A 13684-nucleotide genomic window follows, 5' to 3' on the forward strand; every position below is an offset into this window, starting at 1 on the left:
GGTTCAAGCCGGGCCGCCGGTGCAGTTCCTTGTTGCTGAACCTGAACCATTGAACCTGAAACTCATTTGGAAGCTTACGCCCTGGTATTTGGTGCTTTCCTGGCCTTAGTGCTGGCCGGGTTTTTCTCGGCCGTTGAAATGGCCTATGTGTCTGTTAACCGGCTGTATTTTGAGCTACACAGCAAACAGGGGCCGCTGGGCGAGAAATTAGTGTCGGGTTTTCTGAAAAATCCGATACTCTTCGTTGGAACAACCCTAACCGGAAACACCCTTTTTCTGGTTCTCTACGGCGTTCTGGGTGTAACCGTCCTGAATCCGCTGCTCATGGCCATTTTGCCGCAGGCCTGGGCCGGGCAGGAGTTCATCTTTATTGCCCTCGAAACGCTCATTCTGACGGTTATTTTCTTGCCCTTAGCCGACTATATTCCCAAAAGCCTCGCTCTGATTCACCCCGACCGTTTTCTGGAAGCCTTAGCCGTACCGTTGTGGGTTATCTATAAAGCCATTGCGCCCGTCGTTCGAATACTGGTGGGCACGGCCCGTTTTTTCATACGCTACGTGCTGGGCAAGAAAAATCCTGAAATCCGGCCTGTTTTCGGCCTGACCGACCTGAATCATTACCTTCAGCAACTGACGCTGAAAGACGACACTGAAAAAAATGTAGAGGTCGATACCCAGATTTTTAACAATGCCATCGAGTTCCGCGATGTACGCGTGCGTGACTGCTTGGTGCCGCGCCCCGACATTACGGCCATTGCCATCGACGACCCGATTGACGAGTTAAGGCAGGCGTTTCAGGATAGCGGTCACTCTAAAATTGTGGTGTATCGCGGTACAATTGACGACGTTGTGGGCTACTGTCACGTCCTGTCTTTATTTAAGAAGCCAGCCACTATTGACGAAATCATTACGCCCATCATTACCGTTCCTCAAAGCATGCCTGCTCAGGACCTGTTGCTGCGGTTTCTGTCGGAACGGAAGAGTCTGGCCCTAGTAGTCGATGAATTTGGTGGCACGGCAGGCATTGTGAGTGTGGAGGACATGGTGGAGCAGATTTTTGGGGAGATTCAGGACGAATATGACACCAGCGAGGACTGGGTTGAACAACAACTTGACGAGAACACCTGGCTGCTCAGTGCCCGGCATGAAATTGAAGATCTGAATAAACTATACGGCTGGAACCTCCCCGAAGGGAGTTACGACACGCTCGGCGGCCTGATTCTATCCACCCATGAAGACGTTCCACAGGTTGATGATGTGATTGAATTCGCCCCGTTTACCTTTACCATTATTTCGATGGATGGCACCCGGATTGATACGGTGAAGGTTCATCTGACAAAGGAATAAAGAGAAGCTCGCTTCTATCGATTCTCTGGCCTTAATTGGAATCCAACGAATCAGCAGAATCTAAATAAAGACCCTGTGAATTCATCATCCCTTCAACAAGCTGTGGCCCAGCATCTGCTGGCGGTACAGGCCGTTCGGCTTGAGCCCAATAATCCATTTACGTGGAGTTCGGGCTGGAAATCACCCATTTACTGCGACAATCGGGTCACGCTGGCGTATCCTGACGTGCGGACGTTTATCAAAAACGCGCTGGCCGAGGTTATTCATTATCAGTTCCCTACTGCCGAGGTAATTGCCGGGGTAGCTACGGCGGGCATTCCGCAGGGCGCTTTAGTGGCCGATGTGCTGGGACTCCCCTACTGCTACGTTCGACCTGAACCCAAAGCGCACGGCATGGGTAAACAAATAGAAGGCCACCTGCCAACAGGACAGCGCGTGGTAGTCGTTGAAGATTTAATTTCTACCGGCGGCAGTTCGCTCAAAGTCGTCGATGCCTTACGGGCCGCGGGGGCCGGGGTATTGGGCATGGCCGCTATTTTCACCTATGGCTTTCCCATTGCCGACCAGAACTTTGCCGAGAAGAACGTGCCGCTGGTTTGTTTGAGCAACTACGATGTCCTGCTGACCGAAGCCCGGAAGCTTAACTACATTCCGGCCAATGCCCTGGAATCGCTCGCGGCCTGGCGGCAGAACCCGGCTGCGTGGGGGAGTAAATTTATTTAAACCTAAAAGGTTTTCAAAAACCTTTTAGGTTTGTAAACTACTAGTATATGCCCACTATTACCGCCCGAATTGAGCGTACCCCTTATGAAACCCATCTGTCAACTGGTTCGCAGGTGATTGTTGTCGATGAACCCGCCGATGTGGGTGGGCAGGACCGGGGCATGCGACCGGGTGAGTTGCTGGCGGGTTCGCTGGCAGCCTGTACAGTCATTACGCTCCGCATGTATGCCGACCGAAAAAGCTGGCCGCTTGCTTCGGTGGTCGCGCATGTGGACTATACGCACGATGCCAAAGCAAACCGGTCGCTGTTTGCGGTGAAGTTGATTCTGACCGGTGATTTGAGCGACGACCAGCGCGGCCGGCTGCTCGAAATAGCCGACCGATGCCCCGTTCACCGGGCCTTGCGAAACCCCATTGATTTTGAAACGACACTGGTCGACGACGGGCGATTGAGTAACCCGGCTGACCAGACAGTTGGTCCTTACTAAGTATTAGTCATTCAAGCCGCTGTCTATCAATGTCTTAATTACGAGTACCCAGCCATGAGCGAAACACCCGATATCACCAAAACTTACACCAACGACGAGATTACCGTTGTTTGGAAACCCGCTGTCTGCATTCATTCCAAAGTTTGCTGGACGCAGTTGATCGACGTGTTCAATCCCAGAGAGCGGCCCTGGATTAAGATGGACGGCGCCACTACTGAACGCATTGCCGAACAGGTTGACCGATGCCCATCAAAAGCGCTGAGCTATTTCCGAAACGAAGAGGCTATAAAACCCGCTGATGTTCAGGCCGAAAGCATTGTGGAACCCTTGCCAAATGGCCCGTTGCTGGTCTATGGCAACTTACGGGTGAAAGACGCCAGCGGACACCAAACCCAGAAAAATAAGGTCACGGCCTTCTGCCGGTGTGGGGCCAGCAGCAACAAACCCTACTGCGACGGTTCGCACGTTAAAATAGGATTTCAGGGCTAATTAGCTATCAGTTCGCCGACTTTGCGTTGTTAGTTGACATGATCTCGAAGAAAATAGCGGAACGAATCGGGCAGCCAGCTTTGATAGATACACTGGCAAACAGCCTGTCGGGGTCAGAACTGACCTCAGTACTGTTAGACGTTTTTAACCAAAAAACGCAGCAGTTGTCAGCCGCTGACCTGCTCAGGCAGTATCAGCAAAATCGTTTTGTGAAACCGGCTGACGTGGACGTTATGGGCTTACGAACCCTGGAAAATCAGGCGTTTTCCGTTTCCGGTGCGTTTGGCTTTGTGCCCGTTGAATTGTCGCCGGTGGCTCCGTTGGGTAGTTGTTCGGTTATAGCTACTGCCGACCAGAAAAAAGTCCTGTCGGCCACCCGGCAAACAGAGGTTATTGCCGATGCAACCAATTCTCTGGCACTTCATGTTGCTTCACTCCGACAAGCCGGACGACACCCTCGCACCGCTGAACAACTTCGTTTCAGCGCCATTCATCGGCACATCCGAACGCCACCCGTGCCCGATTTACCCGGTATGAGGCCCCATTTCAAGATTGCCTGCTTCGTTACGGCAGGTCGCGACACGGGCAGCTATCAGTTTGAAAAAGAGGCTTTAGCTGAGCACATGGGGTTAGTGACGGGCTTTTTTCGCGATGCCCTGCACCTCAACTCGCTGGCGATTCGCCTGTACCCGCGTAAAGGATACGCCGACCCCGTTGGTTTTGTAAGCCTGTTAGGAGAATACCTTTGCCAGTATGATATGCCGGTTGAGGTTATGGCCGATAGCCTTAATGATAACCAATACTATAGCGGATTGCAGTATAAAATTGAGATCACCGACGGCACGCAGACTATTGATATTGGCGATGGTGGTTTTGTGGACTGGACGCAGCAACTCCTGCAAAATAAAAAAGAACGCTTCCTGACAACGGGCATTGGTCTTGAGCTTCTGTACCGGCTGCTCAATCCATCGTAAACCGGTGTTGCTGGCTTACTCCGCCGACAGCATTGACTTCAAATCGGCCCCGTGCGTTGGGTAAGCAAAGAGCGTGTTTGCCAGGTCGCTGGCCGGGATGCGGTGTTTCATGGCCAGCATGATAACATTAATAACTTCTTCGCTGCCCGAACCCAGCAGATGCGCGCCCAGAACCTGGTCGGTTTGCTCGTCAATCAGGAGTTTAAACGCCGAAACCGGCTCCTTAATTCGTCGGCTGCTATACCAGTCGGTGGTTTCCTGAAACATCACCTTTACGTTCGTCCCCTGCTCGCTGGCCTGCTCTTCCGTCAGGCCGACCGAGGCTAAGGGCGGCACGGTGAAAACCACCGTCGGAACAGGACTATTCATGAATGCGCTTCGATTGCCGTGCAGAATATTCCCGGCAACAAGCTGCCCCTGAAACGAGGCTAAGGGCGTGAGAGCCAGTCCCTTGTCGGCCACATCGCCACACGCATACACTGCCGGATTGGTTGTGCTTTGCAGGTACTTATTGACCACAATACCCTTCTCATTAACCGCAACCCCGGCCCTCTCCAGCGCCAGTTCGGCCACGTCGGCTACCCGCCCGGCGGCATGAACCACTAAGTTGGTCGATATGGAATGGCTTTTCCCCTGTTGCTCATATCGGACGAGCAGATTGCCGGGTTTCCCTTCCAGCGCGGTTACGCTGGCATTCAGCACGATTCGAATACCGATGGCTTCCATTGCTTTCACCAACAGCGCTACCAAATCGGCATCGAAACCGTCGAGTGGTCGTTTTCCCTGGTGCAGAATGGTCACCCTGGCCCCGGCGCGGGCGGCAATGTGGGCAAACTCAAAGGCAATATAGCCCCCGCCGACCATCACAATTTTGTCGGGCAGATTCGGAAGTTCCATAAACCCAGTGCTGTCGGTAAGCAGGGCTTCTCCGGGAATGCCGAGTAATTTAGGCCGCTGGCCCGTAGCAATAACAATGCGGTGTGCCCGCAATTCGTCGTCGCCAACGCGGATGGTATTAGCCGACAAAAAGGTAGCCGCGCCCTGAAATGCCTGAATACCCAGGTCGGCAAATTTTTCTTCGGTTCGCTGAGGAACAGCCTCGGTAAATGTCTTCTTAAACCGAATCAGGGCGGGCCAGTCAATCGTTGAGCCGCCCGTGAGCCCGTTTCCCTTCAGTTGATTGGCCCGGGCGATGATTTCTGCAGCGCCGACCAGCACTTTTTTGGGGTCGCAACCACGCTGGGAGCAGGTCCCGCCGAACGGTAGTTTGTCAAGAATGGCCACCCGTTTCCCGGCCTCACGAACGGTTTTGGCAACGGTTACTCCGGCTGAACCCGTACCAATCACAAGCAGGTCGAAGGTATGCATCGGCTTTTCAGGTTGTAACTACTTTAGGCTATAACCAACAAACCCGACCTACTGATTAAAAAAAGTGGCTGACCCGCTCTAAATCAGCCACTTCTACCTCTATGGAGTTCGTCCTATGGTACAACCACTTTGTACTGATTCAGCCGGTCGCCTTTCTGGCTGCGGAGAATGTACATACCGGGGGGCAGGGTCGACACATCCAGTTCGCTGATGACTCCAGCCCTGGCAAACCGAAATCGTTCGCGCCCCAGCAGATCCGTCAGCGAAAGGGTTTCAAACACGAGCGGTGGTGTAAAAAAGACCTTGCCCTTCGTTGCCGGCATCGGGTACACCACAATCGGTTCTTCGTTTTTGGCTACACCCGTAACAACCACCGGGTCTGCCGCGAGTCGATTGGACGAGGTCAGCAAATCGGGCGACCGAATCAGCTCCATATCCCAGTAAAGCCGGGGTGACTGCTCTGGTCCCTGCAACTCATTCGTTCGATGCACTTCAACCGAAATAATGTTATCGCCAGTCGTCAGAACAGAGCCATCGTTCGGAAACGCATAAACCTGCCAGTAGGCTTTATCGGATGTGGCCCCGTTGGGTACGGTCGAGAAACTGACGGGACCCGTTGGCATATTTTCCCGCACCCGTTCGATACCGTTGATGTAAATGACGACGCCCCCATCGCGCCGGTAGCTCAGCATGTAATATTGATACTGTGGGCAGGCGCACAGTGCGCCAATGGTATGCCGGAAATAGGTCGTTCGCCATTGGGTTGCACAGGGTTCCGACGCGCAGGGTGGGATTCGTGTTCGTTCGCCGTTGATTCCCCCCGGCGAATACCCTAATGGCGAGACGTAATCCTGGGTTTCTTTCCCGTCTTTATCTTCATAGATCCAGTTGGTTTTAATGAATTCGCCCCCGCCGGGCAGTCCTTTCCAGTTTGAGTTCGCTTCAGGAGCCGCTCCATTGGCCAGATACGCCCAATTGCCCCCCGACAGGGTGATACGCTGATTGCCCATTGGATTTAAACTGCCCCAGTAGCCGCCAACGCCCCCGCCCCCATTGAGTCGACCCACTGTGTACTCAACCGAACGGTTTTCCTTATCCATCTGGACCCAGCGGGCACCGAACATAGAGGCAAGCCCATCCTTATTCAAATCATATACCCACGCCCCTTTTGTATCGAAGGCAGTAGCTTTGGGAATGGTGGCGTGGCTTCCACTGGCCGGATTTGGATCGTAGGTTGAATTGTCATTATTGATTTTATAGGGATTCAGCGCGCCCAGCGAATCATTCGGTGCATTTGCCATCAGTTTATTTAAGGTCTGCCGGTCGGTTTCTTTGTAATACTGCCGGATGCTTACCTGCTCGCTGCCTACCAGTTCGGCGGCTGGTTTCAGGGTCCAGTAGCGGTTCGATACGCGCCAGAACCGGTTCTCGCTGAGGGGATTATCGCGCACGTAGTTTACGGGGGCGCTCGCATTCACAGCCGTGCCGCCCGTTGCCGCATTCAGCGTTAAAGCAAAGGTGCCATCGCCGGGTTTGCCAATCTTCGTGATGCCGTTCTTCTTGATGGACAGCAGCAAATTGCCCTTATTATCGGTGTAATGCGTGTATCCCTGGGTATCGGCACATTCGCAGGTGGCTGCCAGGCTGCTGCCGTTGGTGGGCGGCACCAGGAACCCGTCATAATCTTTAACGATGGTAAAATCATCGAGCACCTGCCCACCGGCGGCTACATACCTGGAATTCAGCCGCTTTCCATCCACTTCAATGTGAATTGACCCGCCCTTATTAAAAAAAACAGGCATCGCGTTATGCGGTCGTTTCCCGCTATTATCCAGCGTTTCGGGTCCGGCTCCACCTGCGCCATTCACGAGGTAGACGAGGTAATTTTCCGTATCTGCCGAATTTTTAAAGTAATAGCAGTTCGTGGGGGTGCCAGTGCCCGTTGAGGTCTGCCCGTTGTTGGCCACCGGGGCCGTATGCTGGGCAAAGCTAAAACTGCCTTCGGGTCCGGTATGCCCGCTTTTCATCAGGTAGGAGCGTTCATAAACGTGGCTGTGCCCAAACAAGGCTAAATCCACTTTGTATTTGTGCAGAATGGGCACCAGCCGTACCCGGATTTTCTCCAGTTCAAGGTCTGAATCTGAGTTTTTTGTGCCCATCGAATAAGGCGGATAGTGCGTATAAACAATAATCCAGTTGATGGTGGGCTTCGTTTGAGCATCCGCTAAATCGGCCTCCAACCAGGCCAACTGGGCACTGTTGGCCGGAAAAACCGTGGTTTCACCCGGTTCATAGCCATAGGTATCCAAACTTACAAAGTGGATGTTGTTGTAATTGAAGGAATAATAATGCGGAGTGTTCGATGCCACGCCCCCGCCTTCGGGTGTTTGGGAGGGATTGCTGACCACGTCGTAGTAGTGAATCTTGTGGTTGCTGCGGAAGGACGGAAAATCGCCATTCTTAAAGTCGTGATTGCCGGGGGTAGCATAAAACGGCGTTTGCCGCATCAGCCAGTCGTAGCGGGATTTGCCCCTGTCAAAAACCCGGCTCTGATACTGCTGGTCAACGCCGTAGCCATAGGCATTATCGCCCAGCCAGAGCCACAGGTTCACGTAGTCGATGTTGTTGTTCTGCACAAACGTTTTGTAGCCCGCCGTGGCGCTGTCCTGCCGGGCGTTGGCGGTGCCAAAATCGCCCAATACCCAGATTCGTGTTTTTTGGGGCGCTCCCGGTGTTGGCGCTGTTCTAAAAAAATGCTGATCACTCGTTTCCAGCACCTGTGCAGTCGGTTCCAGGGTTTCAACGCTGTAGTAATATTGGGCATTGGGGCTAAGGCCCGTTAGCGTTACGGAGTGATCGTTGGTTCGGGTGGCGGGTGGTTCGATGGCAAAGTCTCTCAGAAAACCGGGTGCAAATCCATAACGCACGATTCCCCGCGTGGGCGTACCGGTTCGCCAGCGAATGGTCATCTGGCCGGTTGTTCCGTTTTGCAGGTACGGCCCACGGGTCACTGCCGACAGCGAAGCCGGATTGGTGACCTTAACCCCGATTAATTCAAAGTCGAAGCGCAAATCCGCATCGGGTGTGGTGCCAAAAGTGCCCTGGTGAACCTCAGCCGCAATGATGTTGACGCCGGTATGAAAATACTGCAGGGAGTTATGAGCAATATCCTCTGAGTACTCATTCCAATTCGTTTCACTACCGCCCAAACTGGCGGGCGTATCATACGTGATTATATTCGGCACCTTTGGCAGTGAGTCGCGCAGGATTTCGTTGCCATTCACATAAAGGACGATGCCATCGTCGCGCTGGTATCTAATGATAAACTGCTGATAATCATAGACGTTTGTCAGTGTGATGGCCTTCCGAAAGTAGACGGTCTTGCTGGTATTCGATACGGGGGTGGCGGCACCATCGCCGTTCCCCGGCGAATACCCTAAGGGCGCATTCCCCTGCGGCCACGCGCTGTCGTTAAATGCATCGACACCCGACCAGTTGGCCGTGGGCTGGGCATTGACAAAATACTTCCAGGAGCTTCCCCGGCTAACAAGCGTTTCCGGGGCCTGGGAAACTGCATGGCTGTTCACGAACAGCGTCAGCAGCAGGGCGGATAAAGTTGTTTTCATGGTGGATGTCGTTACTATATAGTAGGAAGTTACTACATATCTTTGTTTATTTCAAAAATAAATTCTAAAAATTATATTAATTAACTATATGCCTTATGAATACAGATAACTTCTCGTAGCTGTTTCAGGCACATGCAACTGAATAGGCGACCTCGAAGAAAGGTAAGTGCTTTGTTTGTCCGTACTTCCGAAACGACCCTACCCGATCGGGTCCCCAAAAGATGCGGCAATACAAAAGCCGCCATTAGTCAGAACTAATAGCGGCTTTTGTATTGAGTCTTTCTGCAACTACCTGCGTTGCACTTTTATTGGCTGGCGTGCGTATTAACCATCAATCTTTGGTTGGTTTAGCGCCCGGCAAGCGTTTCTGTATCCAGGTAATCTGACCCCGGTGGTTTCCAATGTGCTCGGCTACGTGAAACCATTTGCAGTAGTTATTCGTCGGCTGATTGCCAAAGAACTGTGGGTCAACTTTTGAAATCCAGGCATCGTCGCGCTGTTTAAACTCCGCTGCGGTTGTTGCCCGCACTTCACTCAGGGCGTTCAAATAGTAGTCGAGCGAATTTCCTTTTATCTGCTTACGGGCTTCGTCGCCGAGGTTCATGGCTACCCCCCATTTTTTCTTGTTCTGGTCACTGAAATCCTGCCGGTTGGCAAAGGTTAACTCCTGATAGATAACTTCAGTTGCCGCTAAATGCATGAGCAACGCCCCGATGGTATTGGCTTTATCATCGTGAAGGTAGTCCAGTTCAGTCGGGGTAAGTTTTCGGGTTGCCCGCACAACACTATCGCTCATCCAGTTTAGCATGGAGAGCATTGTGCCCACCTGCGGGGCATATCCCTCCATCGGTCCGATAATATGAATGCTGGCGGGTGGTGCTGACGAATTGCTGAGGGGCATTTGCGGGAGAAAGGGCAGACCCGATACAAGCCTGGTAGACGCTTGCAGGAAAGACCGGCGGGTGAGTGGGTTGGGGTTTGTCGTTTTCATGTAGTACCTCTTTTCAGGTTGTGAAAAATAAGAACTTAACCATATAAACCGGTAGACTATTGAGTAAGCGGTAACTCATCTGTAGACTCACAGGCTTTATCTAACCTATCAGGAAACTACAGGCATAAATCTTTCAAAATGAAATACTCCCCTGGGAAGCTCTTTTATGGCTTCTCAGGGGAGTATTTCATTTATTGACTTACACAACAGCAACCGGTTACGCCATGGCTTCATACAACTCCCCACGCTGGGCTTTCACGCGCTCGTCGGTGAGGTAATCGTCGTAGGTCATCAGTTTGTCGAGAATACCCGCCGGGGTAATTTCAATGATGCGATTGGCTACCGTTTGCACGAATTGGTGGTCGTGTGAGGTAAACAGAATCGGGCCTTTGAAATCAATCATTCCGTTGTTCAGCGATTCGATGGATTCGAGGTCGAGGTGGTTGGTGGGTTCATCGAGCATGAGCACGTTCGCACCCGAAAGCATCATTCTGGAGAGCATACACCGCACTTTTTCGCCCCCGCTCAATACCGTCGCTTTCTTGAGCGACTCCTCGCCCGAGAACAGCATCCGCCCCAGAAAACCCCGGATAAAACTCTCGTCTTTCTCCACCGAATACTGCCGAAGCCAGTCCACCAAATTCAGGTCGGTCTGGAAGAATTTCTCCTTTTCGGCATCAGTCGGAAAGTACGACATCGTGATGGTGATGCCCCATTTGAATGTGCCTGAATCGGCTTTGCGTTCGCCAGCCAGGATATCTAACAAGGCCGACACAGCCAGTCCATCGCGGCTATAAAGGAAAATTTTATCCTGCCGGTTGACCGTGAACGACAGGTTTTCAAAGAGTTTGGAACCGTCTTCCGCCGTGTAGGTCAGGTTTTCGACGGAGAGAATCTGGTCGCCGGGTTCACGCTCAGGTTTGAAATTCACATACGGATATTTCCGCGATGACGGCTGAATGTCCTCCAGCGTGAGTTTTTCGAGCAACTTTGCCCGGCTGGTGGCCTGCTTGGATTTGGAGGCATTGGCCGAGAACCGCCGGATAAACTCTTCGAGTTCCTTGCGTTTGTCCTCCGTCTTTTTGTTTTGATCCTGGCGTTGTTTCAGCGCCAGTTGACTCGATTCGTACCAGAACGAGTAGTTCCCGGCAAAGAGTTTGACCTTGCTGAAATCAACGTCCACAATCTGGGTGCAAACCTGGTCCAGAAAGTGCCGGTCGTGGGAAACTACGATCACCGTGTTGCTGAAATTGGCCAGAAAGTTTTCGAGCCAGATAACCGATTCCACATCGAGGTTGTTGGTCGGCTCATCGAGCAGCAGCACGTCGGGGCTACCGAACAACGCCTGGGCCAGCAGCACACGCACCTTTTCGGAACCGTTGAGGTCGCCCATCAGCGAATAGTGCAGGTCTTCCCGAATGCCCAGCCCCGACAGCAGGCTGGCCGCATCGGACTCGGCGTCCCAGCCGTTCATCTCGGCAAATTCGGATTCGAGTTCGGCGGCCCTTTCGCCATCGGCATCCGTGAAGTCCGCTTTGGCATAGAGTTCATCTTTTTCCAGCGAGATGTCATACAGGCGTTTGTTGCCCATAATAACTGTTTGCAGCACCGGATACTCGTCGTAGGCCGACTGATTCTGGTTCAGTACCGACATCCGTTCGCCGGGCGTCATCGTGACCGAGCCTGTTTGGGCTTCGATTTCGCCCGACAGAATTTTCAGAAACGTGGATTTGCCCGCTCCGTTGGCTCCAATAACGCCGTAGCAGTTACCAGCGTTGAATTTTATCGTTACGTCGTCGAAAAGCACCCGCTTTCCATAGCGAAGTGAGACGTTTTGTACCGTTACCATGTCTTATTTTTTCGTTCAGATTGAAGCCCAAAGGTACGAAATTTTAGCAGAATTTTGGCTCAATGACAGAACCTACCCTCTCGCCATCAGGCCAAAGCAGGGTTAGTTTCAGCGCAATTAAAGCACATTCGCCAATTCCTGCCAGGAAATCAGACCGATGGCCAGCACCGCTAAGGCCAGCCCTGCTTTGTTGGCAGTTGACAGGTGTTCGCGAAAGAACAGGGCGGCCAGCAGCGCAGCCACCAGTATAACCCCGATGTTGTAGAGCGGATAAACGAACGCGCCATTCCCGCCAAAGGCCGACAATGCCAGAATCAGCATATAAAAACTAAGAAAATTTGGGATACCCAGCGTTACGGCCCCAATCAGGCTTCGGGGTTGGAGGGCTTCTTTTCGCTGCGCCAGCCGAACGCCCAGCATCACCAGACCCGCAACAAGGGCACCCAGTACCATTGTGAGCGTCACCTGAATGGTTTTGTCGGTTGAGGGTATGTAGTGCAGATTCATGTAGTTAATTAGGGTATTGGTCGCTCCATACATCAAAAACACGCCCACCGGCAGCAATACATTCGTTCCTGACCGGCTTGCTTTGGTCGTTGCTGAAGCCAATTCCGACGACTCTTTTTTATAGGTACTCAACCCCACCGCAACAACCGCCAGCAGCAACCCCAGGTAGTTGAGTACATCGAAGGCTTTCCCGCCCGTGCGAAACACGAACAGGCTGAAACATACCGGAATCACTAAGGAAAGGTTGTTGGCCAGCGACGTGGCCGTAATGCCCATCCGCTGGGTGGACGCTCCCGACAGCAGAAACGTCAGAATGAACCCGACGCCCAGCCCGAAGGCCAGCCAGGTCCAGGTTTGCGTAAAATCTATTGTGAACGACTGACCGGCGGGCAACAGCAGCAGGCCCGTCAGAAAGCACACGGGGTAGTTGAACACAATGGCCTGAAATGTATTGACTTCGTAACGCGGAAACACCCGAAAGTTCAACAGCAACAGCACCGAGAGCAGGATGCTAAGACCTAAAAAGAGCATGGGAGCGAAAGCGGCTGATTCATAAGTTTCGGGCTAAGATAATCCGACTGTTCGGTTGTGCGTGTATCTTTAATCGCTCATCCCAAAAAATGGTGTCTTGAGGTATGAAGAAAAAGGCAGGCTTCTCCAGTACGCTTCTGTTTATCGTATCAACGCTCTGTTTCGGTCAGCCGAACTCCGGCCAGCCGTATCTTTCGGTATCAGCATCCGTGTCGCCCGCAAGGGCTTACACAAATTACTACTTCCGATACCTGTATCCCGAAAGCGATGGCCAGGTTGTTGAGCCTGTTTTTCTGAATGGCGGCCGGTGGTCGGGGGGATTTTCGGCGGGGGTGTCAGTAGGCTACAACTACGCGCCCGGCTGGTCGGTATCGTCGGGCGTTTGGTTTACGCAAATGACGACGCGCCAGACCCGCCAGCCGGAAGCAGGTGAGGGCCGGATTGCCGTGCACAACCGATTTATACGCCTTCCTTTGCTGCTGAATTACGGCCCGTCGGCGAATCGGCTGTCGCCTTATTTTTCGTTGGGCGCCCTCACTGACCTGCCCATCCGCTCGCGGGTCGTGGTTACGCGCGGAGCGGAGTCAACTCAATATCTCCGGCTTGAACCCAACCCCCGTCCTATTTTTCATATTTTACTGAGCGCGGGCGCTCAATATACGCTGAATCAGCACATTAAGTTAATCGCTCAACCCACCATAGCGTTTAAACTGGGGCAGTTAGGGGGGTCAAAAACGAATAAATCTTCGTATGAATTTAGTGTACTGACACAGGCAGCATATGCTTTTTAA

Annotated in this window: 11 protein-coding genes; 6 read left to right on the top strand and 5 right to left on the bottom strand. The window is 52.6% G+C overall.

Annotated elements, in window-relative coordinates; all coding sequences use genetic code 11:
• Positions 1 to 66: 66 nt before the first annotated feature.
• The 5 genes from ACYVI1_RS23630 (at position 67) to ACYVI1_RS23650 (ending at position 4021) form a co-directional block, all read left to right on the top strand.
• Positions 67 to 1347, top strand: a complete 1281-nt coding sequence (locus ACYVI1_RS23630) for a hemolysin family protein (RefSeq protein WP_460913316.1) — start codon at positions 67 to 69, stop codon at positions 1345 to 1347.
• A 75-nt stretch (positions 1348 to 1422) separates the two neighbouring features.
• Positions 1423 to 2070 (top strand): orotate phosphoribosyltransferase, encoded by a 648-nt coding sequence (gene pyrE, locus ACYVI1_RS23635; protein WP_460913317.1) that lies wholly within the window; start codon positions 1423 to 1425, stop codon positions 2068 to 2070.
• A gap of 47 nt (positions 2071 to 2117) precedes the next feature.
• Complete coding sequence (locus tag ACYVI1_RS23640; protein WP_460913318.1) at positions 2118 to 2558, top strand: OsmC family protein; 441 nt, start codon at positions 2118 to 2120, stop codon at positions 2556 to 2558.
• A gap of 54 nt (positions 2559 to 2612) precedes the next feature.
• Positions 2613 to 3047, top strand: coding sequence for a (4Fe-4S)-binding protein (locus ACYVI1_RS23645; protein WP_460913319.1), 435 nt, complete (start codon positions 2613 to 2615; stop codon positions 3045 to 3047).
• 38 nt (positions 3048 to 3085) lie between these two features.
• Positions 3086 to 4021, top strand: a complete 936-nt coding sequence (locus ACYVI1_RS23650) for a hypothetical protein (protein ID WP_460913320.1) — start codon at positions 3086 to 3088, stop codon at positions 4019 to 4021.
• 15 nt (positions 4022 to 4036) lie between these two features.
• Here ACYVI1_RS23650 and ACYVI1_RS23655 read toward each other — a convergent pair whose 3' ends face one another.
• From ACYVI1_RS23655 to ACYVI1_RS23675, 5 genes are all read right to left on the bottom strand, one after another.
• On the bottom strand, positions 4037 to 5389 hold the full coding sequence (locus ACYVI1_RS23655; RefSeq protein WP_460913321.1) for a dihydrolipoyl dehydrogenase family protein: 1353 nt from the start codon (positions 5387 to 5389) through the stop codon (positions 4037 to 4039).
• Positions 5390 to 5502: 113 nt separating this feature from the next.
• Positions 5503 to 9015, bottom strand: coding sequence for a metallophosphoesterase (locus ACYVI1_RS23660; protein ID WP_460913322.1), 3513 nt, complete (start codon positions 9013 to 9015; stop codon positions 5503 to 5505).
• Positions 9016 to 9346: 331 nt separating this feature from the next.
• On the bottom strand, positions 9347 to 10006 hold the full coding sequence (locus ACYVI1_RS23665; protein ID WP_460913323.1) for a DinB family protein: 660 nt from the start codon (positions 10004 to 10006) through the stop codon (positions 9347 to 9349).
• A 217-nt stretch (positions 10007 to 10223) separates the two neighbouring features.
• A complete protein-coding gene (locus ACYVI1_RS23670; RefSeq protein WP_460913324.1) occupies positions 10224 to 11855 on the bottom strand; it encodes an ABC-F family ATP-binding cassette domain-containing protein in 1632 nt (543 codons plus the stop codon).
• A gap of 117 nt (positions 11856 to 11972) precedes the next feature.
• Complete coding sequence (locus ACYVI1_RS23675) at positions 11973 to 12893, bottom strand: EamA/RhaT family transporter (protein ID WP_460913325.1); 921 nt, start codon at positions 12891 to 12893, stop codon at positions 11973 to 11975.
• Between the two features lie 104 nt (positions 12894 to 12997).
• Between ACYVI1_RS23675 and ACYVI1_RS23680 the strand changes: the two genes are divergently transcribed.
• Complete coding sequence (locus ACYVI1_RS23680) at positions 12998 to 13684, top strand: outer membrane beta-barrel protein (RefSeq protein WP_460913326.1); 687 nt, start codon at positions 12998 to 13000, stop codon at positions 13682 to 13684.

The organism is Spirosoma areae (assembly GCF_054781775.1).

What these genes read in the sequence shown, in the direction of transcription:
- ACYVI1_RS23640 (WP_460913318.1), top strand. Translation starts at nt 2,118, where the DNA reads ATGCCCACTATTACCGCCCGAATTGAGCGTACCCCTTATGAAACCCAT.
- ACYVI1_RS23645 (WP_460913319.1), top strand. Translation starts at nt 2,613, where the DNA reads ATGAGCGAAACACCCGATATCACCAAAACTTACACCAACGACGAGATT.
- ACYVI1_RS23650 (WP_460913320.1), top strand. Translation starts at nt 3,086, where the DNA reads ATGATCTCGAAGAAAATAGCGGAACGAATCGGGCAGCCAGCTTTGATA.
- ACYVI1_RS23655 (WP_460913321.1), bottom strand. Translation starts at nt 5,389, where the DNA reads ATGCATACCTTCGACCTGCTTGTGATTGGTACGGGTTCAGCCGGAGTA.
- ACYVI1_RS23660 (WP_460913322.1), bottom strand. Translation starts at nt 9,015, where the DNA reads ATGAAAACAACTTTATCCGCCCTGCTGCTGACGCTGTTCGTGAACAGC.
- ACYVI1_RS23665 (WP_460913323.1), bottom strand. Translation starts at nt 10,006, where the DNA reads ATGAAAACGACAAACCCCAACCCACTCACCCGCCGGTCTTTCCTGCAA.
- ACYVI1_RS23670 (WP_460913324.1), bottom strand. Translation starts at nt 11,855, where the DNA reads ATGGTAACGGTACAAAACGTCTCACTTCGCTATGGAAAGCGGGTGCTT.
- ACYVI1_RS23675 (WP_460913325.1), bottom strand. Translation starts at nt 12,893, where the DNA reads ATGCTCTTTTTAGGTCTTAGCATCCTGCTCTCGGTGCTGTTGCTGTTG.
- ACYVI1_RS23680 (WP_460913326.1), top strand. Translation starts at nt 12,998, where the DNA reads ATGAAGAAAAAGGCAGGCTTCTCCAGTACGCTTCTGTTTATCGTATCA.